This is a genomic window from Sandaracinus amylolyticus (assembly GCF_021631985.1).
GTDB lineage: Bacteria > Myxococcota_A > Polyangia > Polyangiales > Sandaracinaceae > Sandaracinus > Sandaracinus amylolyticus_A.
Map to the genome: position 1 here is coordinate 8,338,814 of NZ_CP070225.1, position 17,289 is coordinate 8,356,102.

The window sequence follows — 17,289 nt, forward strand, 5'->3', positions numbered from 1 at the left end:
CGATCAGTCGCGGCGGGCGCGGAAGTACCCGGTGCGCCCGAGGAGCGCGTCGCGGCTCGTGACGTGCTCGGCCGAGGCGAAGCCCGCGTCGCGGAGGAGCTCGACGATCGCCGCGGGGGCGTTGCCACGCGCGTGATGATTCCACGCGAGACGGTGCGAGAGCCACGAGCGCTCGCGCGGCACGAAGTCGAGCAGGTGGAAGGTCCCGCCCGGCACGAGCACGCGCCGCACCTCGCGCAGCATCGCCGGCTTCGTCGCGTCGGGCAGGTGATGGAACATGAGCGACGAGACCACGCGATCGAACGAGCCCTCGCCCCAGGGGAGCGCGTCGGCGAACCCCTCCACGAAGCGTGCGTCGACCCCGGCTCGCGAGGCCTTGCGACGCGCGCGTGCGAGCGCGTCGCGATCGGGATCGAGCCCCACGATCTCGATGCCGGGATGGGCACGCGAGGCCTGGACGACGAGCGTCCCGGTGCCGCATCCGACGTCGAGCACGCGATGCCCGCGCGTGAGCGCGGCCTGCTCGAGGAGCGCGGCGCGATCGGAGTCGGCGCCGAGCAGCTTGGTGAGCGGATCGTAGAGCGCGAGCAGCGAGGGATGGCCCGCCGCGGGAACGAAGTGTCGCATGCGCTCACTGTGTGGCCGTGATCGCGCGAGGCGTAGCGACAGCGACCCCACCGGCGTCCCGTTCGGGACGAACCCGCGCATCTGTCCAGGATCGTCTCGACGCGCGGCCCTCGGGTGCGCGACCCTCGCGCGCGACATGCACCGCCCGCGCATCCTCGCGATCCAGGCCGGCCTCGGCGGGGAGGACGGCAACAGCGCCGCGCTGCTCGCGCACGCGCTGCCGCACCTCGCGCCGCACGCCGACGTCGAGGTCGTCACGCTCGCCGCGCAGCCCGGGTTCGCGCCCCATCGCGACGCGCTCGCGCTCGCCGACGGGTTCGTGATCGTGACCGGCACGTACTGGGACGGTCCTTCGTCGCACCTGCAGCGCTTCCTCGAGGAGGCGACCCCGAGCGAAGGCACCGCGCTGTGGCTCGGCAAGCCGGCGGCGGTGCTGGTCGGCGCGCACGCGGTCGGCGGCAAGGCGGTGCTCGCGCGCCTGCAGAGCGTGCTCGCGACGCTGGGCGCATCGATCCCACCGATGAGCGGTCTGGTGGTCACGCTCGCGGCGCAGATCGCGATCGATCACGCGTCGCACGATCACGCCGACGATCTGTGGAGCACCGCGGATCTCGAGATCGTCTGTCACAACCTCGTGGTCGCGACCCGCGTCGATCGCAGCGCCTATCGCGCGTGGGCGGTCGACCGCCGCGACCCAGCGCGGCGCTGGCTGCGCTGACTTCCCCGGGGGCTCCGCCCCCTGTCGACCCCGGCCGCGGAGCGCTGCGCGCGGGGCCCCAGCCCCGCTTGCGGGTGCACGCCACCGGCTCTCAGCCCGCCGCGCCCGTCCTCACTCTCGTTCGCGCGACGTGCACGTGCTCGGTCGTTCACTCCGCGTCTCTCACTCCGCCTCGCCGCACACCGCCTGCATCGACATCCACGCCGCCGCTGCATCGCGCGCCGGGCCCTCACACGCATCCGCGGGCGGTGCCGGCTCGAGCCGCTCGCGCAGAGCGCCCAGCGCCCCCGCGACCTGCGCCAGCGCCTCCTGACGTCCCTCCGCGGTGTGCGGGTGCATCAGCGCCTCCGCGCCGTCCTCCACGCGGCCCAGCAGCGCCGCATCGCGCTGCTCCTCCGGCACCTCGTCGAGCAGCGCCCACACGTGCTCCGCGATCTCCTGCATCTGCACCACGCCGGTCGAGACCTCCTCGCCGCGCCGTGCTGCATCGAGCCGCGCTCCGATCGCCTCCTCGAGCCACTCGAGCTCGTCGCGCAGCGCCCACTCCGGCAGCGGCGTCGACGCCCGACACGACTCCACCGCCGCCCGCGCCTCGGCCTCGCGCGCCCGCAGCGTCTCGCAGCTCTCCGCGGCCGCCGTCTCTTCGCCTCCCGCGCTGGTGTCGGGCGACGACGACGACGACGCAGAAGGCCCGCAACCGACCATCACGAGCGCCACGAGCGCACACCGAACCAGACGCGACATCGCGCGCATTGGACGCTCGATCCGACGCCGAGACAAGCGCTTGACACCAGACCCCCGCTCGATCCCAATGCGGAGTCTGGATGGCGACCGAACCCGCGATGTCCGGGGAGATCCCCCCGGATGGCGTCCTCGACATCCTTCGCGAGATCGAGGCTCGCCGCATCACCGGCCGCCTCCGTTTCACCGCGACGATCGAGGACGGAACGAAGCTGACCGGTGAGGTCGAGCTCATCGCGGGACAGATCGCCCTCGACCAGGATCCGCTGCCCGACGGCAGTGACCCCGTCGAGCGTCTGCTCGCGATGCGCGGCGGCATCTTCGTGGTGCACCAGCGCCTGCCCGTGCTGCCGGTCTCGCAGGGCGACGATCGCCATCGCGTCGGCTCGCTCTCGGTGCACGTGCCCGCGGACCTGATGAACTACTGCGAGCAGGCGGGCCTCACCGGCACGCTCAAGCTCGACCACGAGGGCGAGCGCGTCGAGCTCGTCTACGAAGCGGGCGAGCTGCTCGCGATCCGCGTCGACGGGCGCGAGGACGGAGACCTCACACACGTCTTCGGTTGGGACTCGGGGCGCTTCGAGATCGCGGTGAACGCGAAGGTCCGCACGCTGATCCCCGAGCTGCCCGCCGAAGAAGCGCGCAAGGCGCTCGAGAGCGACGACTTCGACGCGCGCGAGCCGACCACCCAGTACGTCCGCCCCCGCAACCCCGAGGACACCGGCAAGCACCTCATGAAGGTGCTCGAGGTCGCGCTCACGACGATCGTCGATCAGAGCGAGCGCGCCCGCCCCGCGCGAGTGAGCCCGGCGCGCGGCGCGAGCAAGAGCGTGCGCCCCCGTCCCGCGACGATGCCCGCGCTCAACGCGCCGCGCCGCCGCGAGCCCACGGTGCGCGTCGTCTACCTCAAGCCCGACGACCCGACGACCGCGGTGCCCGCGGGCACCGACCTCGGCACCCGCCACGTCGCGCCGGGACACGCCCGCGACGAAGGGCTGATCGAGGCCCAACCCGCGCGCCGCAAGAGCGCCGAGCACCCGACGGTCGAGCCCGAGCCCGCGAAGCCGCCCCCGCTGCGCCCCCGCAAGGACGCGACGCCGACCCCGACCCCGCAGAGCGAGCCTCCGCGCACCGCGAAGCCCGACCGCACCCCGCTGCGCGTCGAGCAGCCTCCGCGCAGCAGCCCGTCGCATCGCATCGCGCTGGAGCGCGAGGCCGAGCGCGCCAAGCACCAGGGCCTGACCCCGCTGCTCTGGGTGATCACGGTGGTCGCGATCGGGCTGTTGGTCGTCGGCCTGCTCACTCAGCTGCAGTGAAGCGCGCGCGGTAGGCCGCGCGGAGCGCGGCGTCGACCTGGCCGAGCGGCACGCCGGCGCTGGCCAGCGACGCGACCACCGCGTGCACGGCTTGCTCGTGGGGGTGTCGCGAGAGCACCGCGTCGCAGAGCGCGTGCACCGCCAGTGCGATCGACCCCGCCGCGCCGCCGCGCCCGCCGAGCATCGTCGACCAGCTCGAAGGCACGACCTCGCGCACGTCGTCCTCGCCGGCTCCGTCGATCCAGCGTGCGATCGCGTCGAGCAACCGCTCCGCAACGGCGCCCGCTTCGCGCGGTGACAGGAAGCGATCGGCCTGGTTCGACACCGCGCTCCTCGCGTCGCGCAGGACCGGCACCTGCGCCCGCACGATCGGCAACAACGCGGCGATGCACGCCCGTCGCCCCGCGGCCCGGATCGCGCGCTTGTGGGCGCGCCACGCGGGCCCGTCGGACGCGAGCGGCGGAGGGTCGAAGTCGCCCATCGGTGCATCATATGCCGTGCCTCGATCGGCTCCGACCATGACGGCGACACTGCGCGCCTCGTGGCTCGTCGGCGCGGCGGTGGTGCTCGTCACCATCGTCGTGGTCGCGTACCTGTGGCTGTTCGAGGTGCGCGGACGGGTCGCGACGCTCTCCGCCACTCCGTTCGGCGCCTACGTCGTGACGCAGCACCAGCGGCGCGCGGCTCCGTGGTTGCCGTGGCTGCCTACCCACGAGCTCGAGGTCTCGGACGCATCAGGCCCGCGGTGGCGGATCCGAGTGCGTGACACCACGCCGTGGAACGACTTCGGCGCCTCGCACCTCGCGCGCGGCGACGAGCTCCTCGTCGAAGATCGCGACGCATGGCACGGCCGCGAGCTCGCCACCGGCGCGCTTCGGTGGAGCGGGCCGCTCGCCCGCGTGTTCGACGCCCGCGTGCTCGGCGACGTCACGCTCGTGGTCGACCACGATCTGCGTCTCTGGGCGATGGACCACGCGAGCGGCGTCGCGCGCTGGTCGCTCGGTCCCGTGTCGACCATCGAGCTCGAAATGGTCGACGTGATGGGCGCCGCCGAGATCGTGATCGACCAGTCGGTCATCGACCTCCGGACCGGGCGCGTCCTCCTCGCGCTGCCGTCGTCGTTCGCGGTCGCCGACGACGAGCTGCTCTGGATCGCCCGTTTCGATACCGTGATGAGACGACGCGCAGGTGAGCAGCCGCGCGCGGCGCTCACGATTCCGGGGACCTTCGGCTGGATGGACGCGCACGCGGCGGGCGATCAGGTGCTCGTGCATCTGCACCGCACGGCGACGTGGGCAGACGTCACGGCGCGAGCCGAACCACGTTCGGTGCGCATGGACGAACTCACCGATGCCGACGACGTGATCGCCGCGATCGGTCCCGACGACGACATGCGGTGGATCCTCGCGGTGCCCCACGCCGTGTTCGATTCGTGCGTCCTCGACGAGCAGGTGATCGTGTTCGGCGGCACCCGCGTCGTCGGCGGCGAGCACGCAGTCTTCGCGGTCGACGTCGAGACCGGCACCGTGCTCCCGCTCGACGCGCGCTCGCCGTGCCCGTGATCGCGCCCGCCGCGCGTCAGCGCTCGCTCCCGGCGCGCCATCGCAGCACCTCGAGGGCCACGCCCACGTGGACGCGGTCGTGCTCGAGCGGTCGCGGCATCAGGGCCTCGGCGGTCTCGAGCCGGCGCAGCAGGGTGTTGCGATGCACGCGGAGCCGCTCCGCCGCGCGCGATGCGTTGCAGCCTTCTTCGAGGAACGCCTCCACCGTCTGCCGGAGCTCGGGGCTCGCGGTCGCGAGGTCGCCGAGGGTGTGCTGCACGAAGTGATCGGCGCCCTCGGGATCGATCGTGATCAGCGACACCAGGCGCACCCGATCGAAGCTCACGACGCGGGCGTCGGAGCCGAGGCGCGCGAGCATGCGCTGCGCGGTGAGCGCGTCGAGGTGGCTGCGGCGGAAGCCCTCGACGCCCTTCGCCAACGACCCGATCGCGACCCGCGCCGAGGGGGCGTCGCGCATCGCCGCGCGCACGCGGTCGAGCTCGGGCTCGGCAACGCCGGGCAGCCACACCCAGAGCGTCGCCGCGCTCGCGACCACGCCGAGGAAACGCGGCGCGCCGGTGATGCGCGCGAGGGCCTCGGCCACGCTCTCCAGCGCGCTCATGTCGGACTCGGCGTCCTCGCTCCAGATCACCGCCGCGCGGTGCGCCTGGTCGAGCGGGTACCCGAGGCGATGCTCGGCGTGCGCCGGGCGGATCGGCGCGCCCTCGAGCAGCAGCGCGACCACCTCGCGCCGCTCGGCGTGGGTGCCGCGCGTGAGCTCGTGCCGCTCCTTCGCCATCTGCGCGGTGATGCCCGCGATCGTCGCCTCGATGAACGCCGAGATCGATCGGGCGGTCACGTCGAGCAGCTCGCGCAATTCGCTGGCGTCCGACGTGAGCTCGAACGCGATCGCCATCCAGCGGAGCCACGCCGCGTTCTGACCGGTCCGGTACGAGTGCAGAGCCGCTTCGTTGATGCCGCGGCGGACGAGATCGCGCGCCGCGGCGAGCGGCTCGGGCCCCAGGTTCGGCGGGACGGGCGCCCCGGGGTCGCGGATGTTCGCCTCGGCCCAGTGCGCGAGGTTCGCGCGGTTCACCCGGCGGGTCGCCGCGGCGAGCACCGGGTCGCTCGCGATCGCGCTCATGCCGAGCGTCGTGAGCGTCACGTCGTCGATCTCGGCGAGCCACTCGTCGGGGGAGCGCAGGGCGATCTCCGCGCCGCGCCGGATGAGCTCGCGAACGCGCTCCGACGGCGGATCCCACTGCCACATGCCCGCCCGGGGAGTCCTGGTGTGCACAGTGCACTGATGATGACGAACTTTGGTGCAATCTGCACATTGTCAGGCCGCGATCCGCCCCCGCATGCTGAGCGCTGCATGAGCCGCGAATACGTCGACGTGCTGATCGTCGGGGCCGGCATCTCGGGGATCGGCGCCGCCTGGTACCTCCAGAAGGAGCACCCGGCGAAGTCGTACGCGATCCTCGAGGGACGGGGCGCGATCGGCGGGACCTGGGATCTCTTCCGCTATCCCGGCATCCGCTCCGACTCCGACCTCCACACGTTCGGCTTCGCGTTCAAGCCGTGGACCCACGAGAAGTCGATCGCCGGTGCCGGCGAGATCCTCGACTACCTGCGCGAGACGGTCGCGGAGAACGGCATCGATCGTCACGTCCGCTTCCGCCACCAGGTGAAGGGCGCCGCGTGGTCGAGCGAGGGCGCGCGCTGGGTCGTCGACGTCGAGCGCGCCGACACCGGCGAGCGCACGAAGATCGAGTGCGGGTGGCTGTTCTGCGCCGCCGGGTACTACCGCTACGACGAGGGTTATCGACCGCGCTTCGAAGGCGAGGAGCGATTCGAGGGCCGCATCGTGCACCCGCAGCACTGGCCCGAGGATCTCGACCATGCCGGCAAGCGTGTGGTCGTGATCGGCAGCGGCGCGACCGCGGTCACGCTGGTGCCGGCGATGGCGGAGACCGCGCGGCAGGTGACGATGCTGCAGCGGACGCCGACGTACATCCTGCCGGTGCCCTCGAAGGACCGGCTCGCGAACGCGCTCCGGAAGTACCTGCCGGCCGAGACCGCGTACGAGATCACGCGCCGCAAGAACATCGGGACGCAGCGCCTGATCTACGGCTTCTGCCGGCGGTTCCCCAAGGCGGCGCGCCGCTGGCTGCGCGCGATCAACACCCGGATGCTCCCCGAGGGCTTCCCGGTCGACCAGCACTTCGACCCTCCCTACGAGCCGTGGGATCAGCGGCTCTGCGCCGTGCCCGACGGCGACCTCTTCCGCGCGATCCGCGCGGGCACCGCGTCGGTCGTCACCGATCGCATCGAGACCTTCACCGAGCGGGGCATCCGGTTGGCCTCCGGCGAGGAGCTCGAAGCCGACATCATCGTCACCGCGACCGGCCTCAACCTGCAGACCTGCGGCGGCATCGCGCTGGTGGTCGACGGAGCGCCGGTGCGCTTCGCGGAGAAGGTCGCGTACCGCGGCATGATGCTCGACGGGGTGCCGAACTTCTCGTTCGCCATCGGCTACACGAACTCGTCGTGGACGCTGAAGATCGGCCTCCTGTGCGAGCACTTCTGCCGGCTGCTCGCGCACATGGACCGGAACGGCCACGCCATCTGCGTCGCCGAGCGCGCCGACCCCGACATGAAGACGCGGCCGCTGCTCGACTTCGGCGCCGGCTACGTGAAGCGCTCGCTGCACGAGCTGCCGCGTCAGGGCGAGGCGTACCCCTGGCTGATGTCGATGGACTACGTCGAAGACACGAAGCTGCTCCGCGAGGGCTCGGTGGAGGATCGCCACCTGCGCTTCCGGCCGCGCGTTTCGTCGAAGTCGCACCCGCCGGTGCTGAGGGCGGTCGGATGATCGAAGAGCACCTCTGTGAGCTGCCGAGCGGCGTGCGCTTGTGTTACCGCACCAGCGGCTCGACGCGCGGCGAGCCGCTGCTGCTGATCGCGGGGCTGGGCCTCCACCTGACGTGGTGGCCGCAGAGCTTGATCGATGGATTGGTCGAGCGCGGCCATCACGTCATCGCGTTCGACAACCGCGACGTGGGTCGATCCTCGCGCATCGCGACGCGACCGCCGGGCGTCCTCCGGCAGCTCCTCCGGGTGCCGCACGCGGACAACTACGACCTCGGCGACATGGCCGAGGACACCGTGGGCCTGCTCGATCACCTCGGGATCGACGCGACGCACCTCGTCGGCATGTCGATGGGCGGCATGATCGCGCAGACCATCGCGGCGCGTCATCCGCGTCGGGCGCGCTCGCTCGTGTCGATCTTCTCGACGACCGGCGCGCGCCGCGTGGGACAGCCGAGCCTCTCGACGCTGCGTCACCTCGCCGGACCACGCGCGCGAACGCGTGACCAGGCGATCGCGAGTCACGTCACGATCATGCGGCACATCGGGCCGAGCGGATTCGCGCTCGATCTCGAGGCGCTCGAGGCCTACGCGGGCGCGGCGTGGGATCGCGGCGACGGGCTCCACGCTCCCGCCGGGATCGCGCGGCAGATCGGCGCGATCCTCAAGTCGGGTGATCGGACCCGCGAGCTCCGACGGATCACGACCCCCACGCTCGTCCTCCACGGCGACAGCGATCTCATGGTGCATCCGAGCGGCGGGCGCGCGACCGCGAGGGCGATCCCCGGCGCCGCGCACGTGACGATCGAGGGCATGGGGCACCACTTGCCGGCGGGCGTGATCCCGAGGGTGACCGAGCTCGTCGCGCGGCACCTCGCCGACGCGCGGCAGCGCGCGGCGTGAGGACGGAGGACGGGATGAGATCGTTCGCTGGGAAAGTCGCCGCCATCACCGGCGCGGGCTCGGGCATCGGTCGCGCGCTCGCCGTCGAGCTCGCCCAGCGCGGCTGTCACCTCGCGCTCTCGGACGTGAACGAGGCGGGGCTCGGGGAGACCGTGGGGCTGCTCGCGTCGAGCGGCGTGCGCGTGACGCACGCGCGCGTCGACGTCGCGGACCGCGAGGCGGTGTTCGCGTGGGCCGACGTGGTCGCGCGCGAGCACGGCAAGGTCAATCTGATCTTCAACAACGCGGGCGTCGCCCTCGGCGCGTCGATCGAGGACGGCCGCTACGAAGATCTCGAGTGGCTGATGAACATCAACTTCTGGGGCGTCGTGCACGGGACGAAGGCGTTCCTGCCGCACCTCAAGGCCACCGGGGACGGGCACATCGTCAACACGTCGAGCGTGTTCGGGCTGATCGCGGTGCCCACGCAGTCCGCCTACAACGCGGCGAAGTTCGCGGTGCGCGGCTTCACCGAGGCGCTGCGCATGGAGCTGGAGCTGAGCCCCTGCGGCGTGAGCGCGACCAGCGTGCATCCCGGCGGCATCAAGACGAACATCTCGCGCTCGGCGCGCCAGGATCCGAGCCTCGCGAAGCTCGGGATCGATCCCGCCACCGCGGGCGCGAAGTTCGAGAAGAGCTTCATCACGAGCGCCGGGGACGCGGCGCGCATCATCCTGCGCGCGGTGGAGCGCGACGAACGCCGGGTCCTCGTCGGGCCCGATGCCCGCGTGATCGACTGGCTCGCGCGCTCCCTGCCCTCGGCGTACCAGAAGATCGTGATGTTCTGGAGCCGCAGGACGATGAGCTGAGGCACGCCCGCCGTCACCGCAGCTCGTCGGTGATCGTCATCGTCATCGAGTCGCCAGCCATGCCTTCGCGTCGGTGCCGACGATCGCATGCGCCTCGAGCGCCTGCAGCCAGGCCGTGACCCGTGGGTCGCGGAACGGCGCGATCGCGTCGACGAACGCGCGGAGCTGCACCGGCGCGACGTTGGGGTGGAGGCAGCGCTCGTAGGCCGGGAGCTTCTCCAGATAGAGCGGGATGGCGTCGGCGCCGGCGAGGAACACGAGCCGCGGATCGAGCAGGTCCAGCGGGTAGGCGTCGGGCCGGAAGGCCTTCATCCCGGCGAGGATCGCCGGGACGTCGGTGGTGTGCAGCACGTCGGGCACGACGGCGCCTCGGGGCGGGTGCGCCGTGTCGAGGAACGCCGTGAGCCGCAGCCGCGGGATCGGGTAGCGCTTCGATCCCGACGCGACGACCGCGCGAAGGCGCGCGTCGAGCGCCTTCTGCTTCGCGGGGGTGAGCCGCAGCCGCACGAAGCCCAGCGCCAGGGCCACGTCGTCGACGAGGGGCTTCATCTGGGGAAGCGCGGTGCCGGGCGGCGGGGACTCGAGCACGTCGACGATCGCGCCGGCGACCGGCTCGGGTCCGCACAGCGCCTCGAGCGCGTACACGAAGTCCTCGGTCAGCTCGCGGTTCCGCAGCGTCCCGGGCTCCGTCATGAGCCGCCGCACGAGCCCGGGCACCGCCTCGGGCTCGATGGGTCGAGGGTCGGCGATCGCCTGCTTCGCCTCGGGGGTGAGGCCTCGTCGCCGCGGATCGGAGCTCAGCGTCAGCACGTTCCCCGCGTAGGCTCGAGCGAGGCGCGCCCACACGCCGCGCGGCCGGAGCAGCTGCGGGAGCATCCATCCGCCGGTGAAGATCTCGGCCGTCGCCGGCGCGGGATCGATCGTTCCGTCGTCGTCGGCCGCGAAACGGATGTGCGGAAAGCCGACCCGGAACAGCGCGGGCAGCGCGTCGCCGACGAGCGGTGGCTCGCTCGTCCGCGGCTTCACGGCGGGCACTGGACGCAGCCACGGCGGCATCGACGTCGCCAGCGCCCGTACGACGCTCGGGGGCGCGCCAACCGGAGCGTGTTTCTTCGCCGGTGCGGGCGCGGCCTTGCGCTTCGTCGCCTTCTTCGTCGCGTTCGCCACGGTTCGACCCCGTCTTCTCGCGGCAGAGAGCCCGAGCATCGCACATGCGACCCCGTTCTCGATCGGGACCACCCCGTGAAGTAGGCTGCGCCGGTGCGCGCCCCGGTCTGGCTCGTGCTCGCGCTGTGCGTCGTCGCGAGCCCACCACCGTCGCGGGCGCACGCGCAGGCCGACACCGAGGTCCCCGAGCCGTCCCCTGCTCCGGAAGCCGCCCCGGCCCCCGACCCCGACCCCGACCTCGTCTTCCTCCTCGAGGGCATCGACGTCCGGGGCAACCAGCGCACCGCGGATCACGTGATCCGTCGCGCCCTCCCGTTCGAGATCGGCACCCCGCTCGACGTCGACGACGAGCGCCTCGAGCAAGCCCGCTGGCAGCTCCTCGGCACCGGGTTCTTCGACTCGGTCGAGCTCTCCATCGAGCGCGGCCGCGAGCGCGGCCGCGTCGTGCTCGTCGTCGTCGTCCACGAGCGCAACACCGTGCTGCTCGAGGAGATCGCGCTCGGCGTCTCCGAGGGCCTCAACGGCGAGCGCAGCTACGGCGGCGACATCTACGTCGGCTCCACGCTCTCCGAGTCGAACCTCTTCGGCACCGGCACCTCGCTGCAGGGCTCGTTCGTCCTCTCGCTGCTGCAGCAGGGCCTGCGCCTGCGCTTCCACGAGCCGCGCTTCGCCTCCACCCCGTTCGCGCTCACCATCGGCGCGTTCTTCCTCAACGCGCGCGAGGTCTACGGCGACGAGGACGTGCTCGTCACCCCGGTCGCGCCCGTCGATCCCGAGGGTCCCTTCGGCCCCGAAGAGGTCCGCTACGCGCTCGTCCGCTACCACCGCGGCGGCGGCTGGATCGGCACCGGGCTCTCCCTCGATCCCGAGAACCGCATCAACGTCTCCTACCAGCTCGAGGTCGTCGACGTGCTCTCGCGCCCCGACGCCGCGAGCGAGCGACGCGGCAGCGAGATCGTTCCCATCGACTTCGCGCTGCACGACGGCACGAGCTTCGTCTCGACGCTCACGCTCAGCTACGTCCACGACGAGCGCGACGATCCCGGCCTCACCCGCCGCGGCCGCCTGGTCACGCTGCGCGGCGATCTCGCGTCGCGCCTGCTCGGCGGCGACTACGACTTCTTCCGCGCGCAGGCGCTGTGGCGCGAGTGGATCGCGCTGCCCGGTTGGGAGCACTCGCTGCGCACGACGCTCTTCGTCGGCGCCGCGCTCGGCGACGCGCCGGTCTTCTATCGCTTCTACGCGGCCGATCTCAGCGATCTCATCCCGAGCCGCATGCTCGAGCTCAACCTCGATCGCCGCACCCCGCCGAACCTGCTCGGCACCGCGATCGCCGAGCTCCGATTCGCGCAGCTCGGCGCGCGCGCCGACATCGAGTACGCGTTCCTGATCGTCCGCCCCAACGACGCGGTGCGCGCGCTCTTCGGGTTCGTCGACGTCGGCCTCTACGCGCTCGCCGACACCGACATGTTCACGCGCCCGATCCCGGGCTACCCGATCAGCGTCCCGATCGATCTCACGTTCGACGTCGGCATCCGTCTCGACACCTCGATCGGCGTGTTCCAGCTCGCGTTCTCGACGCTCGTGGGGTTCGTCTCGTTGTGATCGCGCGCGCCCTCATCGCGCTCGCCGCGCTGCTGCTCGTGCCCTCGCCCGTGCACGCGCAGGACACGATCGCGCGCCGCGCGATGTCGGTGCGCTTCGAGGACGGAGCCGCGCACGTCGATGCCGAGGCCAGCGATCTCGCCGACGCCGCGCTGCGCCGTCGTCTCTCGAGCGGCCTGCCCCAGACCCTCGTCACCCGGGTCTACGCGTTCCACGGCGACACCACGACGCCGATCGCGATCGGCGTGCGCTCCTGCCGCATCACCCACGACCCGTGGGGCCTCACCTATCGCGTGCAGATCCAGACCGAGTCGTCGGATCGCAGCGAGACGATGCGCAGCGTCGAGCAGGTGATCGACGCGTGCCTCGATCTGCGCGCGCTGCGCGTCGGTCGCTCGCGCGACTGGGCTCCGTCGCGCGGCCAGAGCGTGTGGCTCGCCGCGATCATCGAGCTGAACCCGCTCTCGCCCGACACCGTGCACCGCATCCGCCGCTGGCTCGCCCGGCCCGACGGAGCGGGCGTCGAAGGCGACGCGTTCTTCGGCTCGTTCGTCTCGCTCTTCGTGAACCGCCGCATCGGCGAGGCCGAGCGCACCATCCGCTATCGCTCGTCCGGCGAGGTGCGGGTGCCATGACCAAGAGCCCGCTGAGGCTCGGTCGCTTCGAGCGACGCGTGCTCGCGGTGATCGCCGCGGTCGCGTTCGTGCCGCTGATCGGCGCGCTGGTGCTGGGCCGCGGCGTGCTCGCGGAGTCGTATCGCGTCGGGGTCAACCCGCGGGTGCGAAGGCAGCTCGAGGCGAGCCTCGAGACCTACCACGAGTACCTCGTCGCGATGCGCGCCGACGCCGAGCGCAGCGCCGACGCGGTCGCCTACGACTACCGCCTCGTCGACGCGCTGCGTGCCCACGACACCAGCACCGCGCGCGACGTGCTCGACGCCGCGCTGGCGCGCCACGAGCACCTCGCCGCGATCGAGATCGTCGGCGACGACGGCGGGATGCTCGCCGCGAGCACGCGCGATCTCGACCCCGATCGTGACCGCCACCTCGTGCTCGAGCGCGACTTCGAGGGCACCGCGGATCCCGCGCTCCAGCACGTGACGGTGCGGGTCACGGTCGCCGCGCCGAACGAGCCCTTCCTCGCCTATCAGCGCGCGGGCGAGGTCGTCGAGGTGTTCCGCCACCTCGAGGCGAGCACGTCGTACGTCGCGGGCTTCTACCTCGCGGTCTACATCGCGCTGCTGCTCAGCGTCGCGGTGGTCGCGCTCGCGATCGGCATCGTGGTCTCGCGGCGCGTCACCCGCCGCATCGTGGTGCTCGCGGACGCGACCCAGCGGGTCGGTGGCGGCGATCTCACGGTCGAGGTCCCCACCGACGAGGCCGACGAGGTCGGCGAGCTCACCCGCGCGTTCAACGCGATGGTCCGCGACATCCGCACCTCGCGCGATCGCATCGAGTACCTCCAGCGCGTCGGCGCGTGGCAGGAGATGGCGCGCCGCCTCGCCCACGAGATCAAGAACCCGCTCACGCCGATCCAGCTCGCGGTGCAGCAGCTCCACCAGAGCTATCGCGGCGAGGACGCGCGCTACCGCCGCACCCTCGACGACGTGCGCGACATCGTCGAGGAAGAGATCACCACGCTGCGCCGACTGGTGAAGGAGTTTGGCGAGTTCGCGCGCCTGCCCACGCCCGAGCTCGCGCCCGCGGATCTGCGCGCCCTGGCGCGCGACTTCGCGAAGGGCGTCGATCCCGAGGCGATGGCCTCGGAGGGCGAGGCACCGCGCCCGGGGCTCCCGATCCCGAGCGTCCGGCTCGACATCGATCCCGACGTGCCGCTCCCGGTCGTGATCGACGCCCAGATGCTCCGCCGCTGCCTCGACAACCTGGTGCGCAACGCCGTGCAGGCGACGGTCGCGAGCCGCGCTCGCGGTGGCCCCGGCAGCACGGTGATCGTCGCGGCACGACGCGAGGGCGACGACGCGCTGCTCGAGGTGCGCGACGACGGCCCCGGCGTGCCGCTCGGCGCGCGCGAGCGCGTGTTCGACCCGTACTACACGACGCGCGAGGAAGGCACCGGCCTGGGCCTCGCGATCGTGAAGAAGGTCGTGCTCGAGCACGGCGGTACGATCTCGTGCGACGAGGCGCCCGAGGGCGGCGCGCTCTTCCGCATCCGGCTCCCGATCGAACGCGAAGGATCATCCGCATGAGCGACGGTGGACCCTCGACGCGCACCATCCTGCGCGCCCTCGGCTTCGGCTTCGCGCTGCTGGTGCTCGGGGCGTGGCTCGCGCGGAGCTTCTTCCCGGCCGAGAGCCCGCTGATGTCGCAGCCCGCGCCACCGCTCGAGGGGCGCATCGTCGCGGGCGAGGGCGCGGATCGCGAGGACCGGGTGTCGCTCGAGTCGCTGCGCGGGCGCCCGGTGATCCTCGACTTCTGGGCGAGCTGGTGCCCGCCCTGCCGCGCCTCGATCCCGATCCTGTCGCGCCTCGCCGCGACCCACGCCGACGCGGGCCTGGTCACGCTGGGCGTGAACGTCGAGGCGAACCAGACGCGCAGCTTCGTCGAGCGCGCGCATCGCGCGCTGCGCTCGGGATTTCCCACGCTGCACGACGAGCACTATCGGATGCAGGCCGACTACGGGGTCGAGTCGCTCCCCACGCTGGTGCTGATCGACCGGCGCGGGGTGGTGCGCAGAGTCGAGGTCGGAGTGCCCGACGAGACCGACCTCGACGCGCAGATCCGCGAATTGCTTGCAGAAAACCCCTGAACGTCAATTTCGTCGGCTTGCCCGGGTTGTGGTCGGCTGGTATCTTTGCCGGGCCGCGGGCCCTTTGGTTCGCGTGGGTCTTTCCGAGCCTGGATGAGCAGCCACGCCATGTCGTCGCAGAACCCCGGGGCCGAATTCACGCGCCTCCAGCAGCAGGCGCAGAAGCTCGACGAGCGTCTCGTGGTCCTGCAGCGCCTCTACGCGGCGGCCCCCGAGGACGCGCGCAAGGACTACAACTTCAAGCTCGACCTCTCGTGGATCCACCACGACAGCGCGCTCGAAGGCGTCGTCTACTCGATCCCCGAGCTGCACGCCGCGCTGCAGGGCCAGCCGCCCGCCGATGCCTCGCTGGTCCCGACGTTCGACGAGATCCGGCAGAACAAGGCCGCGGTCGATCTCGTGCGCGAGATGGCGACGCGCAAGAAGCTCAAGATCGACCTCGACACGCTGAAGGACCTCTACGTGTGCCTCGCGCCCGAGGAGATCGAGGGCAAGAAGCCTCCGGCGTACCGGAAGGACATGCCGATCCACCGGCTGTACTTCCACGAGATCGCGACGCCCGACAAGATCAGCTACAAGCTGCGCCAGTTCACGCAGTGGGTGAACGCCGCGGAGACCAAGCGCACCACGCACCCGGTGCGGCTCGCGGCGAAGGCGCACTTCCAGCTGCTGCACATCTACCCGTTCCCCAAGCACAGCGGGAAGGTCGCGCGTCTGGTCGGCAACCTGATCCTGCTGCAGAACGGGTTCCCGCCCGCGATCATCCACGCGACCGAGCGCCAGCGTTACTACGACGCGCTCAAGACCAACGACAACGCGCTCGCGACCGTGGTGCGCGAGGCGCTGATGAGCTCGATGGAGAGCGCGATCCGCTACTTCGAGACGATCGCGCCGCCGGCGCCGGTCGAAGAGCCCGCGCCCAAGCCGCGCAAGAAGGCGGCGGGCGCGAAGAAGCGCTGAGCAGGGCTACTCGGGCCCGCGCTCACCGCCGGGCAGCACGTCGATCAGCGCGCGCTCGACGCGATCGCCGACCAGCGTGAGGCGCGGCGCGCCCTCGAAGTCGATCACCATCGCCACGCGCCCACCGGCGTCGTGCAGGATCGTGAAGCGCGCCTTCGCGCCGTGGGGCGGGAGGTGCTCGCCGTGCCCGCGCACCTTCGCGCTGCCGCGACGCAGCAGCGAGAGCACGCGACCGCCGAGCGGCAGGCGATCGGGTACGTGACCCTCGGGCACTTCGTCGGAGTGGGAGAGCAGCGCGAGCTCGCGCGCCTCGTCGTCGAGCTGCGCGACCCACGCGGTGCGCGTGTTCTCGGGCGCGCGGAAGATCGAGAGCAGCGTGCCCTCTTCGTCGAGCTCGATCATCCCCGCGAGCCAGAGCTCGTCGCCGACGTGCAGCAGCACGTCGCCGACCCGCAGCCCACGCCGCGGATCGTTCGCGCGTGCTGCCGCCGCGAGCCGCTTCTCGCGCTCGGCGTCCTGCGCTGCGCGCCGTTGCACGATGGCCCGCGCGACCGCGGACGCGACGACCACCGCCGCCGCGCTCACCGCGAGCTCGATGATCACCCCGTGCTCCCCGAGAGCGCGCGATGCAGCGCGCGCGCAGCCTGCTCGGGATCGGGGGCCTCGCCGATCGCCGCGATCGCCGCGCCGAGCGCGACGCCGGTGCGCGCGACGCCGGACGCGCTCGCCTCGGTGATCCCGCCGATCGCGACGATCGGCACCCGCGCGACGCGCACCGCGCGCGCGAGCCCCTCGAGCCCGACCACGGGATCGGGGTTCTCCTTGCTCTTCGTCGCGAACACCGGCCCGAAGCCGACGAGGTTCGCGCCCTCGTCCATCGCGACACGCAGCTGCGCGAGGTCGTGGGTCGAGCGGCCGATCATCATGCGACCCACGATGCGGCGCGCCTCGGCGATCGGCAGATCGTCCTGCCCGAGGTGCAGTCCGTCGGCGTCGACGAGCAGCGCGAGATCGGGGCGATCGTTCACCACGAAGGGCACGCCGCGCTCCTTCGCGCGCGACCGCACCGCGCGCATCAGCGCGAGCCGCTCGCGGTCCGGCATCCGCTTCGCGCGGACCTGGATGATCGCGCATCCACCTCGCAGGATCGCGCTCGCGACCTCGAGCGGATCACGCCCTGCACACCGTTCCGGATCGACGATCGCGTAGAGCCCCCGCACGGCGCC

General features: G+C 72.1%; 18 protein-coding genes. 11 read left to right on the plus strand and 7 right to left on the minus strand.

Translation table 11 applies throughout. From position 1 onward, the window contains the following. Window positions 1–3: 3 nt before the first annotated feature. Window positions 4–627: a class I SAM-dependent methyltransferase gene (locus I5071_RS35260; RefSeq protein ID WP_236517735.1), complete on the minus strand. Its 624-nt coding sequence runs from the start codon at window positions 625–627 to the stop codon at window positions 4–6. Between the two features lie 136 nt (window positions 628–763). On the opposite strand from I5071_RS35260, the gene I5071_RS35265 reads away from it, so the two are divergent. Then, entirely contained in the window at window positions 764–1,345 is a 582-nt protein-coding gene (locus I5071_RS35265; RefSeq protein WP_236517736.1) for an NAD(P)H-dependent oxidoreductase, read from the plus strand. 162 nt (window positions 1,346–1,507) lie between these two features. Here I5071_RS35265 and I5071_RS35270 read toward each other — a convergent pair whose 3' ends face one another. Then, complete coding sequence (locus tag I5071_RS35270; RefSeq protein WP_236517737.1) at window positions 1,508–2,089, minus strand: hypothetical protein; 582 nt, start codon at window positions 2,087–2,089, stop codon at window positions 1,508–1,510. An 80-nt stretch (window positions 2,090–2,169) separates the two neighbouring features. Here I5071_RS35270 and I5071_RS35275 point away from each other — a divergent pair, with 80 nt between their 5' ends. After that, window positions 2,170–3,402 (plus strand): hypothetical protein, encoded by a 1,233-nt coding sequence (locus I5071_RS35275; protein WP_236517738.1) that lies wholly within the window; start codon window positions 2,170–2,172, stop codon window positions 3,400–3,402. Here the strand turns inward: I5071_RS35275 and I5071_RS35280 are convergent. After that, window positions 3,386–3,883, minus strand: a complete 498-nt coding sequence (locus I5071_RS35280) for a hypothetical protein (protein ID WP_236517739.1) — start codon at window positions 3,881–3,883, stop codon at window positions 3,386–3,388. The two genes, I5071_RS35275 and I5071_RS35280, sit on opposite strands and share 17 nt — an antisense overlap. A 37-nt stretch (window positions 3,884–3,920) precedes the next feature. Here I5071_RS35280 and I5071_RS35285 point away from each other — a divergent pair, with 37 nt between their 5' ends. Beyond that, the gene (locus tag I5071_RS35285) at window positions 3,921–4,964 is read left to right on the plus strand and encodes a hypothetical protein (protein ID WP_236517740.1); all 1,044 of its coding nucleotides are present in this window, start codon (window positions 3,921–3,923) and stop codon (window positions 4,962–4,964) included. A gap of 16 nt (window positions 4,965–4,980) precedes the next feature. Here the strand turns inward: I5071_RS35285 and I5071_RS35290 are convergent, their stop codons facing one another. Continuing rightward, window positions 4,981–6,213, minus strand: coding sequence for a PucR family transcriptional regulator (locus I5071_RS35290; RefSeq protein ID WP_236517741.1), 1,233 nt, complete (start codon window positions 6,211–6,213; stop codon window positions 4,981–4,983). 105 nt (window positions 6,214–6,318) lie between these two features. Between I5071_RS35290 and I5071_RS35295 the strand changes: the two genes are divergently transcribed. From I5071_RS35295 to I5071_RS35305, 3 genes are read left to right on the plus strand one after another with little or no spacing between them, the layout of a single operon-like run. Next, window positions 6,319–7,818 (plus strand): flavin-containing monooxygenase, encoded by a 1,500-nt coding sequence (locus I5071_RS35295; protein ID WP_236517742.1) that lies wholly within the window; start codon window positions 6,319–6,321, stop codon window positions 7,816–7,818. Then, the gene (locus I5071_RS35300; RefSeq protein ID WP_236517743.1) at window positions 7,815–8,717 is read left to right on the plus strand and encodes an alpha/beta fold hydrolase; all 903 of its coding nucleotides are present in this window, start codon (window positions 7,815–7,817) and stop codon (window positions 8,715–8,717) included. The genes I5071_RS35295 and I5071_RS35300 overlap by 4 nt, the downstream gene beginning before the upstream one ends. A gap of 14 nt (window positions 8,718–8,731) precedes the next feature. After that, window positions 8,732–9,565 carry an SDR family NAD(P)-dependent oxidoreductase gene (locus tag I5071_RS35305; protein WP_236517744.1) on the plus strand — a complete coding sequence of 278 codons (834 nt, stop codon included), beginning with the start codon at window positions 8,732–8,734 and terminating at the stop codon, window positions 9,563–9,565. 42 nt (window positions 9,566–9,607) lie between these two features. Here the strand turns inward: I5071_RS35305 and I5071_RS35310 are convergent, their stop codons facing one another. Beyond that, window positions 9,608–10,732, minus strand: a complete 1,125-nt coding sequence (locus I5071_RS35310) for a hypothetical protein (protein ID WP_236517745.1) — start codon at window positions 10,730–10,732, stop codon at window positions 9,608–9,610. 93 nt (window positions 10,733–10,825) lie between these two features. On the opposite strand from I5071_RS35310, the gene I5071_RS35315 reads away from it, so the two are divergent. The 5 genes from I5071_RS35315 (at window position 10,826) to I5071_RS35335 (ending at window position 16,063) form a co-directional block, all read left to right on the plus strand. Next, the gene (locus tag I5071_RS35315) at window positions 10,826–12,337 is read left to right on the plus strand and encodes a BamA/TamA family outer membrane protein (RefSeq protein WP_236517746.1); all 1,512 of its coding nucleotides are present in this window, start codon (window positions 10,826–10,828) and stop codon (window positions 12,335–12,337) included. After that, window positions 12,334–12,972, plus strand: coding sequence for a hypothetical protein (locus I5071_RS35320; RefSeq protein WP_236517747.1), 639 nt, complete (start codon window positions 12,334–12,336; stop codon window positions 12,970–12,972). Before I5071_RS35315 ends, I5071_RS35320 begins: the two co-directional genes overlap by 4 nt. After that, the gene (locus I5071_RS35325; protein WP_236517748.1) at window positions 12,969–14,543 is read left to right on the plus strand and encodes a sensor histidine kinase; all 1,575 of its coding nucleotides are present in this window, start codon (window positions 12,969–12,971) and stop codon (window positions 14,541–14,543) included. The genes I5071_RS35320 and I5071_RS35325 overlap by 4 nt, the downstream gene beginning before the upstream one ends. Next, on the plus strand, window positions 14,540–15,103 hold the full coding sequence (locus tag I5071_RS35330; protein ID WP_236517749.1) for a TlpA family protein disulfide reductase: 564 nt from the start codon (window positions 14,540–14,542) through the stop codon (window positions 15,101–15,103). The genes I5071_RS35325 and I5071_RS35330 overlap by 4 nt, the downstream gene beginning before the upstream one ends. 108 nt (window positions 15,104–15,211) lie before the next feature. Continuing rightward, window positions 15,212–16,063, plus strand: a complete 852-nt coding sequence (locus tag I5071_RS35335; RefSeq protein WP_236517750.1) for a Fic family protein — start codon at window positions 15,212–15,214, stop codon at window positions 16,061–16,063. Between the two features lie 6 nt (window positions 16,064–16,069). Here I5071_RS35335 and I5071_RS35340 read toward each other — a convergent pair whose 3' ends face one another. Both I5071_RS35340 and thiE read right to left on the minus strand, forming a co-directional pair. After that, window positions 16,070–16,666 (minus strand): hypothetical protein, encoded by a 597-nt coding sequence (locus I5071_RS35340; RefSeq protein ID WP_236517751.1) that lies wholly within the window; start codon window positions 16,664–16,666, stop codon window positions 16,070–16,072. Next, window positions 16,663–17,283 (minus strand): thiamine phosphate synthase, encoded by a 621-nt coding sequence (gene thiE / locus I5071_RS35345; protein WP_236517752.1) that lies wholly within the window; start codon window positions 17,281–17,283, stop codon window positions 16,663–16,665. Before thiE ends, I5071_RS35340 begins: the two co-directional genes overlap by 4 nt. Window positions 17,284–17,289 lie beyond the last annotated feature (6 nt).